The organism is Aestuariibaculum sediminum (assembly GCF_014596945.1).
GTDB lineage: Bacteria > Bacteroidota > Bacteroidia > Flavobacteriales > Flavobacteriaceae > Aestuariibaculum > Aestuariibaculum sediminum.
In genome coordinates this window covers 18,122-36,321 of sequence record NZ_JACVXB010000003.1, presented here as the reverse complement: position 1 = coordinate 36,321, position 18,200 = coordinate 18,122, and the positions used below count along the sequence as shown (strand labels likewise).

The 18,200-nt window shown below is 31.6% G+C and carries 21 protein-coding genes; 14 read left to right on the top strand and 7 right to left on the bottom strand.

Annotation, left to right across the window (positions count from 1 at the left end; genetic code table 11):
* Positions 1-26 precede the first annotated feature (26 nt).
* From ICJ83_RS07895 to ICJ83_RS07885, 3 genes are read left to right on the top strand one after another with little or no spacing between them, the layout of a single operon-like run.
* Positions 27-851, top strand: a complete 825-nt coding sequence (locus tag ICJ83_RS07895) for a glycosyltransferase family 2 protein (RefSeq protein WP_188229845.1) — start codon at positions 27-29, stop codon at positions 849-851.
* Entirely contained in the window at positions 829-1,671 is an 843-nt protein-coding gene (locus tag ICJ83_RS07890; protein ID WP_188229844.1) for a glycosyltransferase family 2 protein, read from the top strand. Before ICJ83_RS07895 ends, ICJ83_RS07890 begins: the two co-directional genes overlap by 23 nt.
* Positions 1,672-1,694: 23 nt before the next feature.
* Entirely contained in the window at positions 1,695-2,870 is a 1,176-nt protein-coding gene (locus ICJ83_RS07885; protein WP_188229843.1) for a polysaccharide pyruvyl transferase family protein, read from the top strand.
* On the opposite strand, the gene ICJ83_RS07880 is transcribed toward ICJ83_RS07885, so the two are convergent.
* Positions 2,860-3,795, bottom strand: a complete 936-nt coding sequence (locus ICJ83_RS07880; protein ID WP_394354310.1) for a glycosyltransferase family 4 protein — start codon at positions 3,793-3,795, stop codon at positions 2,860-2,862. The two genes, ICJ83_RS07885 and ICJ83_RS07880, sit on opposite strands and share 11 nt — an antisense overlap.
* Positions 3,796-4,090: 295 nt before the next feature.
* Positions 4,091-4,906 (bottom strand): 2,3,4,5-tetrahydropyridine-2,6-dicarboxylate N-succinyltransferase, encoded by an 816-nt coding sequence (locus ICJ83_RS07875; RefSeq protein WP_188229841.1) that lies wholly within the window; start codon positions 4,904-4,906, stop codon positions 4,091-4,093.
* Between the two features lie 421 nt (positions 4,907-5,327).
* Between ICJ83_RS07875 and ICJ83_RS07870 the strand changes: the two genes are divergently transcribed.
* The 11 genes from ICJ83_RS07870 to ICJ83_RS07820 all read left to right on the top strand — a co-directional run bounded on the left by ICJ83_RS07870 (position 5,328) and on the right by ICJ83_RS07820 (position 13,511).
* Positions 5,328-5,633, top strand: a complete 306-nt coding sequence (locus ICJ83_RS07870) for a hypothetical protein (protein WP_188229840.1) — start codon at positions 5,328-5,330, stop codon at positions 5,631-5,633.
* 141 nt (positions 5,634-5,774) lie between these two features.
* Entirely contained in the window at positions 5,775-6,185 is a 411-nt protein-coding gene (gene ruvX, locus ICJ83_RS07865; RefSeq protein WP_188229839.1) for a Holliday junction resolvase RuvX, read from the top strand.
* Between the two features lie 67 nt (positions 6,186-6,252).
* A complete protein-coding gene (locus ICJ83_RS07860; RefSeq protein WP_188229838.1) occupies positions 6,253-6,858 on the top strand; it encodes a T9SS type A sorting domain-containing protein in 606 nt (201 codons plus the stop codon).
* Positions 6,859-6,977: 119 nt separating this feature from the next.
* Positions 6,978-7,568 (top strand): peptide deformylase, encoded by a 591-nt coding sequence (gene def / locus ICJ83_RS07855; protein WP_188229837.1) that lies wholly within the window; start codon positions 6,978-6,980, stop codon positions 7,566-7,568.
* A 54-nt stretch (positions 7,569-7,622) separates the two neighbouring features.
* On the top strand, positions 7,623-8,060 hold the full coding sequence (locus ICJ83_RS07850; RefSeq protein ID WP_188229836.1) for a DUF5606 family protein: 438 nt from the start codon (positions 7,623-7,625) through the stop codon (positions 8,058-8,060).
* A 125-nt stretch (positions 8,061-8,185) separates the two neighbouring features.
* Complete coding sequence (locus ICJ83_RS07845; protein ID WP_188229835.1) at positions 8,186-8,866, top strand: Crp/Fnr family transcriptional regulator; 681 nt, start codon at positions 8,186-8,188, stop codon at positions 8,864-8,866.
* A gap of 61 nt (positions 8,867-8,927) precedes the next feature.
* Positions 8,928-9,794, top strand: a complete 867-nt coding sequence (locus tag ICJ83_RS07840; RefSeq protein ID WP_188229834.1) for an anti-sigma factor — start codon at positions 8,928-8,930, stop codon at positions 9,792-9,794.
* Positions 9,795-9,901: 107 nt separating this feature from the next.
* Positions 9,902-10,483, top strand: coding sequence for a TlpA family protein disulfide reductase (locus tag ICJ83_RS07835; protein WP_188229833.1), 582 nt, complete (start codon positions 9,902-9,904; stop codon positions 10,481-10,483).
* The gene (locus ICJ83_RS07830) at positions 10,476-11,444 is read left to right on the top strand and encodes a D-2-hydroxyacid dehydrogenase (RefSeq protein ID WP_188229832.1); all 969 of its coding nucleotides are present in this window, start codon (positions 10,476-10,478) and stop codon (positions 11,442-11,444) included. Before ICJ83_RS07835 ends, ICJ83_RS07830 begins: the two co-directional genes overlap by 8 nt.
* 1,060 nt (positions 11,445-12,504) lie before the next feature.
* Positions 12,505-12,933, top strand: a complete 429-nt coding sequence (locus ICJ83_RS07825; protein ID WP_188229831.1) for a hypothetical protein — start codon at positions 12,505-12,507, stop codon at positions 12,931-12,933.
* Positions 12,934-13,070: 137 nt separating this feature from the next.
* Positions 13,071-13,511, top strand: coding sequence for a hypothetical protein (locus tag ICJ83_RS07820; protein WP_188229830.1), 441 nt, complete (start codon positions 13,071-13,073; stop codon positions 13,509-13,511).
* A gap of 215 nt (positions 13,512-13,726) precedes the next feature.
* Here ICJ83_RS07820 and ICJ83_RS07815 read toward each other — a convergent pair whose 3' ends face one another.
* From ICJ83_RS07815 to ICJ83_RS07795, 5 genes are read right to left on the bottom strand one after another with little or no spacing between them, the layout of a single operon-like run.
* Complete coding sequence (locus tag ICJ83_RS07815) at positions 13,727-14,419, bottom strand: lycopene cyclase domain-containing protein (protein ID WP_188229829.1); 693 nt, start codon at positions 14,417-14,419, stop codon at positions 13,727-13,729.
* Complete coding sequence (locus tag ICJ83_RS07810) at positions 14,420-14,872, bottom strand: sterol desaturase family protein (protein WP_188229828.1); 453 nt, start codon at positions 14,870-14,872, stop codon at positions 14,420-14,422.
* A 9-nt stretch (positions 14,873-14,881) separates the two neighbouring features.
* Complete coding sequence (locus ICJ83_RS07805; protein WP_188229827.1) at positions 14,882-15,721, bottom strand: phytoene/squalene synthase family protein; 840 nt, start codon at positions 15,719-15,721, stop codon at positions 14,882-14,884.
* On the bottom strand, positions 15,718-17,184 hold the full coding sequence (locus ICJ83_RS07800) for a phytoene desaturase family protein (protein ID WP_188229826.1): 1,467 nt from the start codon (positions 17,182-17,184) through the stop codon (positions 15,718-15,720). Before ICJ83_RS07800 ends, ICJ83_RS07805 begins: the two co-directional genes overlap by 4 nt.
* A 50-nt stretch (positions 17,185-17,234) precedes the next feature.
* Positions 17,235-18,134 carry a MerR family transcriptional regulator gene (locus ICJ83_RS07795; protein ID WP_188229825.1) on the bottom strand — a complete coding sequence of 300 codons (900 nt, stop codon included), beginning with the start codon at positions 18,132-18,134 and terminating at the stop codon, positions 17,235-17,237.
* Between the last annotated feature and the right edge of the window lie 66 nt (positions 18,135-18,200).

Below are 18,200 nucleotides of genomic sequence, written 5' to 3'. Positions count from 1 at the left end.
TGGTAAAAATAGTTATTTTTGCCGCAATGAGCGTATATAAAGCATCGGTAATAATTAGTACTTATAATCAACCGGAATGGTTAGAAAAGGTGCTTTGGGGTTATGAACTTCAAACCGAATCCAATTTCGAAGTCATTATTGCCGATGATGGTTCCGGGGTTTCAACACAACAGTTAATAACTAAATTTAAAGAGACGTCCCATTTAAAGATTACGCATGTTTGGCAGGAGGATGATGGGTTTCGAAAAACAAAAATTTTAAATAAAGCCATTTTAAAAACGACTTCAGATTATTTAATTTTTACTGATGGGGATTGTATTCCACGAAGCGATTTTGTTGAAACGCACTTAAAATTAAAAACAAGTAACACCTTTTTGTCTGGGGGGTATTTTAAACTTCCTGAGCACATTTCAAATGTAATATCAAAAGAAGATATTGTGAGCCAACGTTGTTTTCAGCTTGAATGGCTTTTAAATAATGGATTAAAAAAATCATTTAAAACCAATAAATTGACTGCTGATGGAATGAAATCCTGGCTTCTAAACACATTTACACCAACTAAAGCAACATTTGACGGTATGAATGTTTCTGGATGGAAACAAGCTATTTTAGATGTGAATGGTTTTGATGAGCGTATGCAATATGGAGGTGAAGACCGTGAAATTGGTGAACGACTTGTTAATAACGGAATAAAATTTAAGCAGGTAAGATATAGTACGATTTGCGTACATTTGCACCACGATAGGCCTTATAAAAATGAAGAGGTAATAAAATTCAACAAGGCTATTCGTAAAGCGACAAAAACGAATAAACATAAGATTACAAAGTTTGGAATTAAAAAGTACAAATAGTACCCCACAAATTTCTATCATTATAAGTACTTATAATTCGGAAGCATGGTTAGAAAAAGTGCTCTGGAGTTATGAGGCGCAAACCTTTAAAGATTTTGAAATTGTCATTGCCGACGACGGATCGAAACAACCCACATTCGATTTGATCGAGCAAATGCAGAAGGAAGTGCATTATCCAATTATTCATGTGTGGCATGAAGATAATGGTTTTCAAAAATCACAGATATTAAACAAAGCCATTGTAAAGTGTAATGCCGATTACATTTTAATGAGTGATGGCGATTGTATTGCTAGAGCAGATTATGTTCAGGTCCATATGGATAATAGGGAAGCGGGGTATTTTTTATCTGGGGGGTATTTTATGTTGCCCATGACTATTTCTAAAGCCATAACAAAGGCTGATATTTTATCACAAAATTGCTTTAAGTTACCTTGGTTAAAATCAAAAGGATTAAAATCGTCTTTTAAAAATAATAAATTAACAGCCACAGGATTAAAAGAAAAAGTATTAAATACTTTAACGCCTACCAATGCGAGCTGGAACGGGCATAATGCTTCAGGCTGGAAATCGGATATTTTAGCGGTAAACGGTTTTGACGAACGTATGCAATATGGTGGTCAAGATCGTGAATTAGGTGAGCGCCTATTTAATTTAGGTATCAAGTCGAAACAAATTCGTTACAGTGCTATTTGTTTGCATCTAGACCATCCGAGAGGGTATAAAAATCAAGAATCAATTAATAAAAATTTGGCAATACGGGCAAATACGAAATCCCAAAAACTTGCATGGACAAATTTTGGAATAAAAAGAACTAAATAGTTGTTTTAAACGTATATAGCTTTATGTCAAAGAAAACAAAAGTACTACTTACAAATGCTTATGCCGTAAATGTTGGAGATATGGCATTAGTTTTAGCCTTGTATCAAGCTTTAAAAAAGAAAGGTTTTGATGTGTCTATCGCTACCTTTTATTATAAGTTCTTAAAAGAAAAATATCCAAACCTTCCTTTGGTAAGAGAATTGTTGGATTACAACCTTCTTGTTGGAGCTACCTTTGTAAAAAAAATCTTTTTAAAGGCAAATTACTTGGTAAATAGAAAATACAAAAGTTTTGATGTTTATGTAGGAAGCCCAGGAGGTTATATGAATTCTTACTACGGATTAAAAAAATGTTTGTTACCGTTAGAGAAAGCTAAGAATGATGATAAGAAAACAGCAGTTTATTCACAGTCTATCGGGCCATTAAATGAAAGAGATAAAGGCTTGCTAAATCAATATAGCCAGTCTATTGATTTAATTTTAGTTAGAGATAATTTTTCTAAAGAAGTTGTAGATTCTACAACTGTAGATTCAGATATCTATCAAACTAAAGATGCTGCTTTCTTATTAGAACCAAGAGTTTCTAAAGCAGAAAAATCGAATTTGGTGGCAGTGTCTGTTCGTCCTTGGAAGCATGATAACAGAAGTATGGATGCTTATTACGAGTTAATAGAATCATTGTGTAATAGAGTTTTAGATAACGGATTCGATATTGAATTTATATCTACTTGTCAGGGCGTTGAGGGCTATGTAGATGATTCGAAAACCGCAATGAAAATTAAAAGAAACATATTAGCAAGTCGGCCAGATGTTGTTGGTAGAGTTCGTGTTAATTCGAGCTATAATACCTTTTATGAGTTAACAGATTATTTAAACACTAAATATGCTTTTGTTATAGGTACACGATTGCATATGTGTATATTATCGATGATTAATGGAACACCAGCTTTTAATATTAGTTATGAAGTAAAAGGCAAGGAGTGTTATAACTATCTGGGAATGCAGGAGTATTCAGTTGATTTTAATGATTGTAAAGATAAATCAATGGATAAAATAGACGCCTTTATGAACAATTTGCATCACATTAAAGTTTCGCTTTACGATAAGATTTTAGAAGTACATGAAGAAAGTTTAAATGACTTAAACTGCTTCATAGAAAAAATGGAGTTACAAAAAACTAATCAGGTAATTACTTTGTAATGGCTTGTTTAGCGAGTTTATAAAGTTTTTTCAATTGCTTGTCTTGATTGTAGTTTAGTTTAATATGCTCTGAACCATGTAAACCTAATTCTTGTGCATTTTTTGGGTTGTCACATAGAGAAATCATATATTTAGCCATATTTTCAATATGGCCTTCTTCGACTAAATAGCCTGTTTTTTCATGTATTACAGCATCCTGAATACCTCCATGAAAAGTGCTTACTACAGGTAATCCGGAGGCACAAGCTTCCATGATACTTACAGGTGTGCCCTCCATATCACCATTGGGTGCCACCATAGAGTGCTGTACAAAAGCTAGCGATTTTTGCATGAGCTTAGCGATATCTTTTTGATCTAATACACCAGTAAAACACACCGATTTTTCGATACCTAAGTGCTTCACTAATTGTTCGCAGTCTTCAAATAAACCATTTTGTTTTCCAACCATAGTTAGAGTCGCGTCAGGATGTTTTTCTAGAACTTTATTGAAAGCATTTATGGTATGTAACGGACCTTTTTTTTGTGTAAATCGTCCAACAGCAAGAAAATCTTTATTGTGCTTCAGCTGTAAATTCGCTGTGAATTTGTCAATGTCTACGCCACAAGGAACTACATAGATTTTTTCAGTATTGGCACCTTCCTTAATTAATCCTTGTTTCATAACCTCAGAAACAGCCACAATAACCGATGCATAATCAAATAGTTTTAAATATTTCTCATGATACTTTTTTAGTGTTTTCTTATTGGTTGCATCATGTCCATGAAATATAACAATTAAGGGAATATTTAAGGCCTTACAAACAGGAACCATGTGCGCGGCAGATATGCCATAATTAGCTAAAACAACATTAATTTTATGGGTATTGAAAAACGTTTTCATGCCATAATTGCTGAAAAAGTTATTTCTACCTATAAAGGTTTTCAATAATTTATGCAGCGCCCAAAAAGGTAAAGGGCTCAGTAACTTACCATTTTCCTCCCGTTCAGGAAAGCGTCCGCTATGAACAGGGAATACTTCTGCCAATTCAGAAAATCCTTTTATTTGGTCACGAATAAAGGTTTCGGAGTAGGCATATTTTTCAGAACGGGTAATGCAAATACGCATATTTTGAATGGTTAAAGTTTTTTAAAATCGACTTTTAATTTGGGATAAAAATAAAATAACTACCTCAATTTATGTATATCAAGGTAGTTATTTCTTATATATAATATTTTTTGTATTAAACAGCTACATCATTCTCACGAAGTGCATCGTTTAAAGATGTTTTCTTATCTGTACTTTCTTTACGTTTTCCAATGATTAAAGCACATGGTACTTGGTATTCACCGGCAGCGAATTTTTTAGTGTAACTTCCTGGAATGACTACAGAGCGCGCTGGAACACGTCCTTTCATTTCAACAGGCTCATCTCCAGTTACGTCAATAATTTTAGTACTCATGGTTAAAACTACATTAGCACCTAATACAGCTTCTTTTTCAACATGAACACCTTCAACAACGATACAACGCGAACCAACAAATACATTGTCTTCAATAATTACTGGAGCAGCTTGCAATGGTTCTAAAACACCGCCAATTCCAACACCTCCAGAAAGGTGTACGTTTTTACCAATTTGTGCACAACTTCCAACAGTAGCCCAAGTGTCAACCATAGTGCCTTCGTCTACGTAAGCACCAATATTTACATAACTAGGCATTAAAATCGTTCCTGGAGATATATAAGCACCATGTCTTGCAACAGCGTGTGGTACGACACGAATTCCTTTTTCAGCATAACCTGTTTTTAAAGGAATTTTATCGTGGAATTCTAACGGTCCACATTCTATAGTTTCCATTTTTTGAATCGGGAAGTACAACACTACGGCTTTCTTAACCCATTCGTTTACTTGCCAACCATTTTCTACTGGTTCAGCAACTCTTAATTCTCCTTTATCTATAAGGTCAACAACTTTTCTAATAGCCGATGTTGTTTTTTCATCTTTTAATAGATCTCTGTTTTCCCAAGCTTGTTCAATGATTTCTCTTAATTCTGTCATCAGTAATAAAATTTTGCACAAATATAATATGTATAGCTTAAATAAGGCGTAATAAACTATAATTAAAATTGATTGTTTTCATTATTGAGATTTATTGGATTTTCATGTTGTTTATTGGATGTAAAAATTGAATACTAGTGTAAAATCCTATTTTAATAATAGGGGCGTACCACAATTTAAGAGTGTTGTTTATCGATGATTTTCCGCTGGGAAATCTAGGTGTTTTGTCTTTTAAGAAAATAAAATCATCGATAAAATACATTTTAGATGTTTTTAAACGTAAAAATTGGTGTTTTTATCTGTTTGTCGATAAAAAAAGTCACTGTTCTAATTAACGAAAAATCAGTATGCTACATCTAATAATTTGTGATGAACGCGCGATGTGAATATATCTTTGACTCAACAAACAACCCCAAACAATATGAAAACAAATATCTACATCCTAATCGTTTTTTTATTTTCAGTTTCTATTGCTAGTGCACAAAATACTTCTAAAGTAAATAATGAAGATACCATTGTTAAGGTTTCAGAAGTAAGTCGTGAGGTTGTTACTTCTAATAAGAAGGTAACAAATAATTCAAATATGGTTGAACTTATTGATTCTTCAGAAGTTAAAGAAGCAATTGCTCAATCTACTAGTGATATAAGAAAGTATTATAACAAAATTAGAAACGTAGATAATTTAAGCCTTTTATTTCCTAAAATCAATAAAGTTATTAAAGCATAATAAAGCATTTGATGCATGTTGATATTTTAAGTTTATATATAAAAATGACTACTAACCTTAGTAGTCATTTTTTTTAGCGATAATTTTGATAATTATGTCAGTTTATTAATATTAAATACTATTTTTGATTAAACACTTTTAATGGCTCGAATATTAGCGATAGATTATGGGAAGAAGCGAACAGGAATTGCTGTTACCGATGAATTACAAATTATTGCATCTGGGCTAACCACAGTTGATACAAAAGAATTAATAGCCTTTTTAAAGGATTATACGAGTCAAGAAGATGTAGAATTATTTGTAGTAGGAGAGCCTAAGCAAATGGATAATACGGCATCTGAGAGCGAGGCATTAATTATTCCTTTTTTAGAAAAATTAAGTAAACAAATCCCAAATATACCAGTTTTTAGAGTTGATGAACGCTTTACTTCTAAAATGGCCTTTCAAACCATGATAGATAGCGGGTTAAAAAAGAAGCAACGAAAAAATAAAGCATTAGTTGATGAAATTAGTGCCACACTTATCTTACAAAGTTATTTGTATTCTAAATAATTAGAATGTTATGGTTTCATGATAAAAGTTCAAATTTTACATATTAACCCTAAACCAATTTTTAATTATGAAACAAATTTACTTTTTACTTATAGCTTTCATGCTATGTGTTAATTTTAGTTTTGCGCAGCCCTGTCCAGAATCTGGAGGTGCTATCCAAAACGGAACAGCTATTGTGTTTTATTATCCTAATAACTCTGTAGCCTGTGCTTCGATGCCATCGTCTATTACAGTGGTAGATAATGGTACTTCAGTTTCCTCTACATTTACTTTAGATACAAGTGCATGTAGTTCAACATTGTCTTCTTACACATTAAATTCAGGAAATGATGCGCTTACAGGACAAGGTTTTGTTGTGAGTAGTGGTTTTGATACGAGCTGCTCATATTCAGGAGGGACTTTACCGGTTGAAGCTTTTGAATTAATTAATAAAGAATTAAAAATTTACCCTAGCCCTGTTGTGAAGGGGAATATTATTAATGTTGCTTCTGCTTTTAATTTATCGGCAAAAATTGAAATCTATAATATTACCGGACGTTTAGTTTTTGTCGGTAATATGGTCGATGCTAAATCTAAAGATATAAATATCAGTAACTTGGTTAATGGTCTTTATCTTGTTAAATTAAGTACAGAGCAAATAACAATATCTAAAAAAATTGTTATTTCTAAATAACATTTAATTTTAAACATAAAAAAAACTCTCCGTAATTCGGAGAGTTTTTTTATGGACTTATTTAACAGGTTTTATTTTTTAGAATTGTATTTTTGCAAAAAATATAACAGATAACAAATATGATATTACCTATTGTAGCTTATGGCGATCCTGTTTTAAAAAAAGTAGGAGAAGATATAAATGAAGATTACCCTAAACTAGACGAGTTAATCGGTAATATGTTCGAAACCATGTACAATGCTTACGGTGTTGGCTTGGCAGCGCCACAAATAGGTTTACCAATTCGATTGTTTGTAATAGATGCTTCTCCTTTTGCTGAAGATGAAGAATTAACAGCAGATCAGAAAAAGGAATTAGATGGATTTAAGCGTGTATTTATAAATGCTACAATTGTAGAAGAGGAAGGCGAAGAATGGGGGTTTAATGAAGGTTGTTTAAGTATTCCAGATGTGCGTGAAGACGTTTACAGAAAACCTAAAATAACTATCGAATACTTGGATGAAAATTTTGAAGAGAAAACCGAAGTTTTCGATGGTTTGATAGCTCGTGTCATTCAGCATGAATACGACCATATCGAGGGGATATTATTTACGGATAAGTTATCGGCATTAAAAAAGCGCTTAATCAAAGGACGTTTAGCAAATATCTCGAAAGGGAAAATAAATGTGGATTACAGAATGCGTTTTCCAGCTCAAAAAAAGAAACGATAATATTTGCAAGACATCAATAAACAGTTGATATTTGCGACTTTCAAAAAATAAAATATGAATTTAGATAAAGTACTTTCAATCGCAGGAAAACCGGGTTTGTATAAATTAGTAGCACAAACGCGTGCAGGTTTTGTTGCAGAATCATTAATAGATAATAAACGTATTTCTGTTGGTATTCAACAAAATGTTAGTGTTTTAAGTGAAATTGCTATTTATACTTTAACAGAAGAAGTACCATTAAAGCAGGTTTTTGAAAACATTAAAGCGAAAGAAAACCGCGAGATAGCATCAGTGGCACCTAAGGCTAGTAAAGATAAATTAGAAGAGTATTTCTTTGAAATCTTACCAGATTACGATGAAGATCGCGTGTACGCCAGCGATATTAAGAAAGTTATTCAATGGTATAACCTCTTACAAAAGCACGGTTTATTAGAAGACTTTAATGACGAAGAAGCAGAGGAAACTCCTGTTTCTAACGAAACAGAAAAATAAAAGTATCGTCCAAATACTTATTTTTAAAACCTCCTATTATGGAGGTTTTTTTGTGCCTTTTTGTAATATTTTCAACTATTTACGACTTTAGTCTATGAGTTGTAAATTAATTAAATAACAAAAAAATGAGCCCCATTTGGTTTTTTGAAGACGTAAATTTATTTAAAATTCTTTGTCCGCATAAGTTTAAAGCTTATAAAGCTAATCACGAATTCGACCATTATAAAAAAAGCGATTATATTTATTTTGAAGACGACCAGGCAAGTAAAGTTTACCTTATTGAAAAAGGCAAGGTAAAACTGGGTTATTATGGTGAAGATGGTGAGGAAGTTGTAAAGGCTATTTTAACAAAAGGCGAATTATTCGGTGAGACTGCTATATTAGGGGAATCTGTTCGGCAAGAGTTCGCTCAATCCATAGACAACGCAACAAGTATATGCCCTATAGGTGTCGATACGATGTATAATTTAATGCGCGATAATCAAACATTTAGTTTTAAAATATATAAATTCATCGGTTTTCGATTTAAAAAATTAGAACGGCGACTAAAGTTGCTAATGTTTAAAGATTGTAAAACCAGGTTAATAGAGTTTCTTGGCGATATGTGTGCGGAATATGGCTACGATTGCAAAGAAACTGAACAAACTATTATAAAACACCCCTATACTCAAAAGGATATTGCGTCATTAATCGGGACGTCGCGACCTACTTTAAATATATTATTAAAAGAACTAAAAGAAGAACAGTACATAGACTTTAACCGAAAGGAAATCCGATTGCGAAAAAAATTACCAAATGTTAGCTAGCTAACATTTTGTGCAAATCATAACACCTAATTTTAATTAATAATTTAAAAAATTAAAAGTTATGATGAAAAAAACGTTTATTCTCTTGCTGGTGTTAACTAGTTTCGTGTTTTCCTGTTCCGATGACGATGACAATACTAGTAACACTTTAACACTAAATCTACAAGGTTTAGAGGCGCTTGGTGATGATTTTGTGTATGAAGGTTGGATAATTGTTAATGGGGCACCTATATCAACAGGTGTGTTCTCAAGTGTTACCTTTCCTCAGGAGTTTACAGTAAGTGCTAAAGATTTGCAACTTGCGACAACCTTTGTTTTATCTATTGAGCCAAAAAATGATACAGACCCTGCTCCCTCCAATACAAAAATATTAGCTGGTGATTTTGCCCTGAATCAAGCCATAATTAATTCCAAAGCCGTAGTAGGTGATTTTTCAGAATCTTCAGGAAAATATATTCTGGCAACACCTACTAACGGCAATAATACCAATGAATTTAGTGGTGTTTGGTTTTTGGATTTATCTAGTGGTTCACCAGCCACAGGTCTAGACTTACCTGAGTTAAATTCTGGGTGGAAATATGAAGGATGGGTAGTTATGAATGGTCAGCCTATTAGCACAGGTACTTTTAGTAGTGTTTCTGGTTTTGATGATAATGCTACAACTTCTACATTTAAAGGTAGTATTAACGACGGGCCTCCTTTTCCGGGTGAAGATTATATCCAAAATGCACCTACCGGTCTTACCTTCCCAACGGATTTAAGAGGTGCTGTAACTGTTATTTCAGTGGAGCCATATCCTGACAATAGTTCTGCTCCATTTGCATTTAAACCACTAATGGCCAACATACCCACAAACGCCGCGGACCATGCTACTTTAAGTTTAACTGTAGGTCCGTTGTCTGAGCTTACAGGAACGGTTTCCAGATAAAGACTTTTAAGAAAGTTTATAATTCAGTAAAGTATAGTGTTAGATATTTTTAATTTAGCACTATACTTTTTTTTATTTTAACTTTTAAAGTATAGTATCAATTTATCATGTTTCAAAAACTAAGCAGACGTCAAATAGGAAATGTGTTGTTTTGGGGACTAATTATATTAGTAATTATTCCACAAACCCGTAAACCAATTCAGGTGTTTTTGCAAAGTGGAATCGCTTTGTTTTCACCTTCTTTAGAAAATGAAACAGATATAAAAACAATTCCACATTACAATTGGAAATTAGTTGGTGAAAATAAGCAGGTTTATGATTTTGTTAGTGCAAAAGGAAAAGTAGTTTTAATAAACTTTTGGGCTACTTGGTGTCCGCCATGTATAGCTGAAATGCCAAGTATGCAAAAGTTGTATGATGACTATAAAAACCAAATTGAATTTTTGTTTGTTACCGGAGATAATTTCGAAAAAGTATCCAAGTTTTTATTAACTCATCAATATAATTTTAAAGTGTATCGACCTGTGAAAGATTATCCTGCATATTTTAATATTAGATCCATACCACGAACCTTTTTATTAGATAAATCTGGTCGAATTATAATTGATGAAAACCGAACAGCAAACTGGAATAGTGACAAAGTAAGAACAACAATAGATAATTTATTAAAAGAAACTTCAAATGAATAAAACCATAGTTGTATTAGATGGTTACACCCTAAACCCTGGAGATTTATCCTGGGAAGGGATGAAGCAATTTGGAAATTTAATAGTTCATGATCGAACAGATTTTGAAATTAATAATGTGGTAAAAACCATAGGAGATGCCGAAGTAGTATTTACTAATAAAACACCTTTACCTGCAGCGGTTTTAAATCAGGTTTCAAATTTGAAATATATTGGGGTTTTAGCGACAGGGTATAATGTAGTGGATATTGAAAAAGCAAAAGAACTAAATGTTGTTGTTACAAATATACCCACGTATGGTACTCGGGCCGTGGCGCAATTCACTATGGCTTTATTATTAGAGATGTGTCATCATATTGGGTTGCATAATCAAGCTGTACAATCAGGGGAATGGACAAAATCTCCAGATTTTTGCTTCTGGAAAACACCTTTAATCGAGTTAGATGGTAAAACATTAGGCATTATAGGGTTTGGACGTATCGGACAGGCCACAGCTAGGATCGCTCAAGGTTTTGGATTGAATGTTGTTGTTTATAGTCGAACAATAAAACCAGAATTAGAAACAGAAACATGCAGTTTTGTATCACTAGATGAGTTATTCGAATCATCAGATATTATAAGTTTACATTGTCCTTTATCAAAAGAAACTGAAGGGCTTATAAATGAAGCAAATATAGGTAAGATGAAGGAAGGAGCTTTGTTAATAAATACCTCGAGGGGCGGTTTAATTGTTGAAAAAGATTTAGCTGATGCCTTAAATGCTGGTAAAATAGCAGGAGCAGCAGTTGATGTCGTTTCACGGGAGCCCATAGAAGTTGATAATGCATTATTAAAAGCTAAAAATTGTATTATTACACCGCATATAGCCTGGGCTTCAAAAGAAGCCAGAAGCAGGTTAATGCATACAGCTGTTCAGAATTTAGAAGCTTTTATTGAAGGGCGTCCTGTAAATGTGGTTAATTAAGGCATGATGTTGCAATTAAATTCAGCTGGAGCAACATCAGGTTAACAAAAGCCAGCCTAGAATACAATAGCGACAAGCAATTAATAGAGTTTTCTTAAGAAAAGCAACAAAAAGAACAAAAAGATAGTTGGTTATTAATAACTATTTTTAGTTTTGCGGACTTTAATAATCCCAAACAAATTCCTGTGTTAAAACCCAAATTTAAAATTCCTCTAATACCTATAAAGATTATACCATTAATGTTTTCCCTAGTAAGTTATTTACTTTTCTACAGGTAAAAAAGAATGGTTCTACAGTAAGTTTAGAACACATATAATGGAAATAGTAATCCGTGTATTAATTTGGTAATGAAAGAGTTAGTGAGAAAACTTAATTTTGTAAACTTTATAAGTACAATTTTATTTACAATTCTTGTGTTCGTTTTTTTTGTGCTAGGATCGCTTACGCTGTTTATCAGTAAAGAAAAAGTAATGGATATTTGGTATAACTCAGATGTTATATATTATATAATTGGTATTTACTTATTGTATGTTGTAATAGTAAGTTTTGTTTTTTTCGTTAGTAGTAATAACCTTATTATTAAAGAAAGTTACATCTATTAAAAATATTCTGTTTAAGCACAGAATATTAATAGGTTGGTTATTCTTTTTAATATTTATGACGTTCTTATTTGTGTAATAATACTATGTTTCTTAAAAATTATATACTTATTTCAACTTTTAAAATTGCTCGATTTCTAGCATATATTAAATCAAGCAATAGTTTAGTTCTTAGAGTAAGATTAATTATGGGTAATTTGTTGGGAGCCTATATAATTATTCCATTTTTAGTTATAAGTAAAAAAATAAAATACATCTTTAATATTAAAAACGGTATTAATTTAGATGGACACTTTTGGGATGTATTCCTAGTTTACATTATACTAGCTCTATTTATAGCCTATAAGTTAAACATAAGAGAAGTAATGCGTATACAAATTGGCACAAAACAAAAAAATATAAGTAGAGTTATCGTTTTAATATTTATCCTTTTAATATACTACATTAATAAATTAAAATAAATGAAAATTAAATTATTAGTATTAGCATTGTTTTTTACAAGCATAGGAGTAAACAGTCAAACAAATATGGTAACATCAAATATTCAAAGTCATTTAGTTAACAAATACTGGAGTTCAGATGCTACTAGTACCAGTAAGGTGGTATTTCAATTCACTCAAAATGATTTATCATTATATATGAATAAAAATAAAATTGGTACAGAAAATTATTATTTAGCAGAGTATAATGAAGTACAAGATTCTTTTAGCTTTGATAGTGCGAAGATAGGTAGAATATCTGCGGGAAATCATATAGTTACTAAAAAAGCAATATATGTTATTGAGTTTTACCCAGATTATAAATCATTTATGATAAAAACTACAATAGACCCAGACACTAAATTTCAAACGTATTATTTAGCTGAAGAGTTTGTGCCTAATCAAGCTTAGATAGTATGAAACTTTAGTTAATTGATAATTTTTCAATCTAGTCCTAATCTATAGGTACTTTAATCAATTGATTGGAAATCCTGTTTTTAGAGCAAAAGTGCCTACTGTAAGGTCAATTATAGTAACAATGCATTGTAATGATTAGAAAACGGATTTTTACATATTTAATAATAGTTTTAATAAATAGCTCTTGTTTTTTTCATTCGAAAGAAACAGTAGAGAATCACTTAAATGAAATATTAGAGCAAAACTGGTGTTGTGCTGCCGATACAAATAAAAAAGTTATTTTTAAAAATGGAATATGTAAAGAATTTTATAAAGATACTTTAATAAATAAATATAAATACTATATTAAAGTATACAAGCCAGAAGAGCTACTAGGATATCATTATGGCCAATTTGAAATAATTTTTAATTCTATTCCTGAAAATAAAGAAAAAGTATATGATCTTGTATCTACAATAGAAACAGAGGTTCTTATTCTTGCAGATACATCCGATAATTATATTGTATTTTACAAAGATTGTATAAAAACTGGTTATCCAAAGGGGTTTGAATCTGACAAATGCGATTTATAATTTAAAGCATGATATTGAAAACAGTTATTTTATATTAATACAATTAAAAAGAAGATTTTCTGCAACTGTATCCCTTCGCTTCATATGGCATGGGGTTTAGAAGAAGTTCTAAATCGTTTAATAAAATAAGAGATATGTGACTTGGAGCCCATTTAAAAGGAAATCTTAAAAACGTAGTTAATTAATTTAAAAGGCTTTAAGTAGAAACTTTATATTTAAGTGGTTTTCTTTTTATTTTCAACTTTTTTAATAACCAATAAATTAAGTAATATTAAAGAGAAAGCGTAGATACTATCCTCTACAGGTATGGTAAACATTCTAATACCTAAGTTTTCAGTATTGTCGTACCATACCACTTCTTGAGGAATAAAACTACCTGTTAAGAAACCGTTTACAATAAAAAAAGGAATAAGCATAACAAGGAAAGTGATTAAATACGATTGTAGTATATCGTAATCTTTGTTTACTACCAATATGGTTAAAATTGTAGCAAGTCCAAAGTTAACACTAGTATACCATTTGTCGAAATTGTAAATGGTAATGATAAAAAAGATAAATATCAGGAGGTAACCAATAAGTTTGGTAACACCTGCCTTAAGTTTTAAATTTGGGAAATAGTAAAGAAGTGCATAATGTGTAAAGACACAAGCATAAGGTATACATAAAAAAAAGAGCCACTCTTCAATAGGTAAACCAAACAAGGTTATTCCAAGATAATATTTCGGATTAAAACCCCAGTAATTATTTAAAGTAAAAAATACATCCCAAGGAATAAAAACCAAAAGACCAATTAGAGTGCCTATAGCTAATCCTTTCCAATGTTTGTAAAACTTAAGCTTTGGGTGAAAGCTAAAGATAAAAGGTACAGAAAGCGACCCCAGATTTAGGAGCAAGTACAAGTAATGCATTTAGGATTGTTTAAAATATTTAAACGGTACGAATAACATGCCAAAGCATTCGCTATCTTTTTTTTCTAAATGTTTATGATGAATTTTGTGTGCACGTCTTATCCCTTTAGCGTACCAATTATTAGCATTTCTAAACCACTTAAACCGTTGGTGTATAAATATATCATGTACTAAAAAATAAGAAAGTCCATAAGCAAAAATACCTAAACCAATTGGTAAGCCAGCCCAGAATCCTGCAAATTCCCAAAGTAAAATAAATCCAATGCTAATTACTGCATAAAAAATAAAAAAGATATCGTTACGTTCAAACCAACTATCGTGATCTTTTTTATGATGGTCTTTATGTAAATGCCATAAAAAACCATGCATGATGTATTTATGGGTAAACCACGCCATAAATTCCATGATACAAAAGGCGGTTAGAAAGATAAGTATCCAATAAAGTGTTTGCATAATTTAATTTTACATTAAATTTAATTGATATTTTACATAGCTACGCATTAATAGTTCAATTTTTTTTGGATTTGATACTCTAATTCTTGAATTTTTAATTTGTAAAGCTGGTGTTTTTTGTAATTTTTTAAGGAGTTGTTTGTAGTATCTGTAAGCCATAAACACACCAAATTTAGCCTCAATAGGTAGTTTTTTTATTCCGTGTAAACCGCGTTCAAAGTCGTATTCTATATCGCTAATTATTTCCTGTTTTGAATTTTCATCCAAGGCATCCATGTTAATATTTGGAAAATAGCTACGGTTTAATCCTTCAACATCTGCTTTTAAATCTCTTAAAAAATTGACCTTTTGAAAAGCAGATCCCAATGACATTGCCGATGCCTTTAATTCATTGTACTTATCGTTGTCACCATTTACAAAAACTTTAAGACACATTAAACCAACAACATCAGCCGAACCATAAATGTATTCTTTATATTCTTCAAGACTTTTATAATCAGATTTATTTAAATCCAAACGCATACTTTTCATAAACGCTTCAACCATACTTTTTTCAATACCATATTTATGATAGGTATGTTGAAACGCATTTAAAATAGGATTGACACTTATTTTGTTACTTAAGGCTTCATATAAGTCTTCCTCGAAATCATTAAAAAGTTTGGTTTTATCGTAATCATGAAACGAATCGACTATTTCGTCGGCTAGTCTCACAAATCCATAAATATTGTAAATATCTTCTCTAATGGCATTAGATAGCATTTTGGTAGCAAGAGAAAAGGATGTGCTATAAGTTTTGGTAACTAGTTTACTGCATTGGCAGGACACGGTATCGAATAGTTGTTTCATAGGGTATGGTTTTTAGTTACTAAATCGGCTACTAATTTTCCTGAAATTAGCGAGGGTGGTACTCCAGGACCAGGGACGGTTAATTGCCCTGTGAAATATAAATTGTTAACTTTTTTACTTTTTAATTTTGGTCTTAAAAAAGCGGTTTGCATTAACGTATTGGCCATGCCATAGGCGTTACCTTTATATGAATTGTAATCTGCTACAAAATCGTTAATACAATAACTTTCCTTAAAAAGGATTTCTGATTTTAATTCCTGATTGGTTAAATACTCTAATCGATTAATGATTTTGTTGAAATAGGTTGTTCTTAGCTGAGGAGTATCATTTAATCCTGGCGCCAGTGGGATTAAAAATATAGCGGCCTCTTTTCCTTCAGGGGCTGTGCTATTATCTGTTTTACTTGGGAAACTAGCATAAAAAAGTGGTTTTTCAGGCCATTCAGGGGCATCATAAATCGCTTTTGCATGTTCATCAAAATCGACATCAAAAAACAAGGTATGATGATCTACATGCTCAATTTTTTTGTTAAACCCAACATAAAATAAAAGGGATGATGGGGCAAACGTTTTTTTATTCCAGTAATTTTCGGAGTATTGGCGGTAAGGTTCTTCTAAAAGTGTTTCGGTATGATGATAATCCGCTCCACTAACAACAATGTCTGAATGAATCGTTTTTCCGTTTGATACAATACTTGTAGCATGACCTTCATTTACAACTATCTTTTTAACTGGACTACTGGTATTTATTTTTACACCTAATTCTTCAGCTAAACTTTTTAATGCTAAAATTACCTGATACATGCCTTTTTGCGGATGGAATGTGCCAATACCGAAATCGGCATAATTCATAAAACTGTAAAAAGATGGCGTATCACTAGGTTTAGCCCCAAGAAATAATACAGGAAATTCTAATATTTGAGCTAATCGTTTATTTTTGAAACTCCTTCTAACATCCGATTTAATATTGCTAAAAAACTGATTTAGTTTCGTAATAGTTTTTGGAGTAATCAGTTCTAAAGGAGAAACACCAGGATTGTAAACTAAATCTTTTATCGCAATGTTATAATTACTTTTAGCGGTCTCTATGAATGTTTTAAGCTTTTTTGAACTGCCTGGTTCTTCTCGTTCAAAGGCATCACAAATTTTGTCTAAAGTGTCTTCAATAGTAATAAAGTCACCTTTTCCAAAATATACGCTGTAAGCAGGATTGAGTTTTTCAAGTTGATAATAATCGGAAGGCTTTCGATTGAAATCACTAAAGAAGCGTTCAAAAACATCTGGCATCCAGTACCATGTAGGACCTATGTCAAATGTAAAACCCGCTTTGGTTAATTGTCGGGCTCTACCGCCAACAGTATCATTCTTTTCAAATATTGTAACGTCGTAACCTGCCTTTGCTAAATAACAAGAGGCTGCTAACGATGAAAATCCGGAACCTAATATAGAAATAGTTGTTTTCATAATTTTGTTTAACAAATGTAATAAAAAGTTAAACAAAATTACACTTTATATCACATTTCTTTAATGAAATTTTCTATGCTATTAAATACCTTAACTTTTTCCGGTAAATTAGCATTTTTAATGTTAACTATTTTATTTCCAAATAAATAAAGATGAGATTTATCGTTGTTAAGCAATAGGTTGTTGAATTCATTTAGGTAATTTTCAATCTGATCTTCTTCAGGAAAGATAGTAAAATAAGAAATAAATACGATATTATCGAAAAACTCGTAAAGTTCTTGAAGGTTGGTCATTGGTACACTTGGACCTAGAAAAATAGTCTGGTAGCCTTTACTTTTCAATAGATAATTGACGAAAAGTAGTCCGATGTCGTGAATTTCGTTATCAGGCAAAAACAATACAAAGGTTCTGGAATCTTGCGAATCGTTATTGTAACCAAGTTTTTCAATGCCAAGTAATAATTTTTGTTTAATTTGAACAGAAATAAAATGCTCGTGAACAGGCGTAATGGTGTTGGTTTGCCAAAGCATACCAATTTCGCTTAATAAAGGAAGAAAAACAGCGTAAAATATGTCTTTAAAAGATAAGGTTTTATTTAGTTCCTGATAAGTTTTTTCAAATAAATCCTGATCAAAATTAATCATTGCCAATTTTAAAGTTGAAATAGCATAGTTGTTTTTGCTACTTTCTTCAGCAATGGCTTTTACGGTTTCGGGTATTTCGGATGCCTTTAAACGAGCTATTTTAGAAATTTTATAGCCATTGTTGTATAAGTAAGTGATGTTTAGTAATTTTTGTAGACTACTTGTGTTGTAAGTACGGATATTGGTATCGGTTCGGTTGGGTTCTAGCAAATTATAGCGTTTTTCCCAAATTCTTATAGTATGGGCTTTAATTCCGGAAAGGTTTTCAAGATCTTTTATGCTGAAGTTAACTTGTATTTTGTTCATTAATATTTGAATTTAGCTAAACAAAAATAAACAATAAGTCTTTAAGAATGAACCATATTCTCAAAA

Excerpts from the sequence above, each read along its gene's own strand:
- ICJ83_RS07850 (WP_188229836.1), top strand. The coding sequence starts at position 7,623 with ATGAATTTAGATAAAGTACTTTCAATCGCAGGAAAACCGGGTTTGTAT.
- ICJ83_RS07895 (WP_188229845.1), top strand. The coding sequence starts at position 27 with ATGAGCGTATATAAAGCATCGGTAATAATTAGTACTTATAATCAACCG.
- ICJ83_RS07825 (WP_188229831.1), top strand. The coding sequence starts at position 12,505 with ATGAAAATTAAATTATTAGTATTAGCATTGTTTTTTACAAGCATAGGA.
- ICJ83_RS07800 (WP_188229826.1), bottom strand. The coding sequence starts at position 17,184 with ATGAAAACAACTATTTCTATATTAGGTTCCGGATTTTCATCGTTAGCA.
- ICJ83_RS07840 (WP_188229834.1), top strand. The coding sequence starts at position 8,928 with ATGATGAAAAAAACGTTTATTCTCTTGCTGGTGTTAACTAGTTTCGTG.
- ruvX (WP_188229839.1), top strand. The coding sequence starts at position 5,775 with ATGGCTCGAATATTAGCGATAGATTATGGGAAGAAGCGAACAGGAATT.
- ICJ83_RS07805 (WP_188229827.1), bottom strand. The coding sequence starts at position 15,721 with ATGAAACAACTATTCGATACCGTGTCCTGCCAATGCAGTAAACTAGTT.
- ICJ83_RS07795 (WP_188229825.1), bottom strand. The coding sequence starts at position 18,134 with ATGAACAAAATACAAGTTAACTTCAGCATAAAAGATCTTGAAAACCTT.
- ICJ83_RS07875 (WP_188229841.1), bottom strand. The coding sequence starts at position 4,906 with ATGACAGAATTAAGAGAAATCATTGAACAAGCTTGGGAAAACAGAGAT.
- ICJ83_RS07820 (WP_188229830.1), top strand. The coding sequence starts at position 13,071 with ATGATTAGAAAACGGATTTTTACATATTTAATAATAGTTTTAATAAAT.
- def (WP_188229837.1), top strand. The coding sequence starts at position 6,978 with ATGATATTACCTATTGTAGCTTATGGCGATCCTGTTTTAAAAAAAGTA.
- ICJ83_RS07845 (WP_188229835.1), top strand. The coding sequence starts at position 8,186 with ATGAGCCCCATTTGGTTTTTTGAAGACGTAAATTTATTTAAAATTCTT.
- ICJ83_RS07810 (WP_188229828.1), bottom strand. The coding sequence starts at position 14,872 with ATGCAAACACTTTATTGGATACTTATCTTTCTAACCGCCTTTTGTATC.
- ICJ83_RS07835 (WP_188229833.1), top strand. The coding sequence starts at position 9,902 with ATGTTTCAAAAACTAAGCAGACGTCAAATAGGAAATGTGTTGTTTTGG.
- ICJ83_RS07860 (WP_188229838.1), top strand. The coding sequence starts at position 6,253 with ATGAAACAAATTTACTTTTTACTTATAGCTTTCATGCTATGTGTTAAT.
- ICJ83_RS07870 (WP_188229840.1), top strand. The coding sequence starts at position 5,328 with ATGAAAACAAATATCTACATCCTAATCGTTTTTTTATTTTCAGTTTCT.
- ICJ83_RS07885 (WP_188229843.1), top strand. The coding sequence starts at position 1,695 with ATGTCAAAGAAAACAAAAGTACTACTTACAAATGCTTATGCCGTAAAT.
- ICJ83_RS07815 (WP_188229829.1), bottom strand. The coding sequence starts at position 14,419 with ATGCATTACTTGTACTTGCTCCTAAATCTGGGGTCGCTTTCTGTACCT.
- ICJ83_RS07830 (WP_188229832.1), top strand. The coding sequence starts at position 10,476 with ATGAATAAAACCATAGTTGTATTAGATGGTTACACCCTAAACCCTGGA.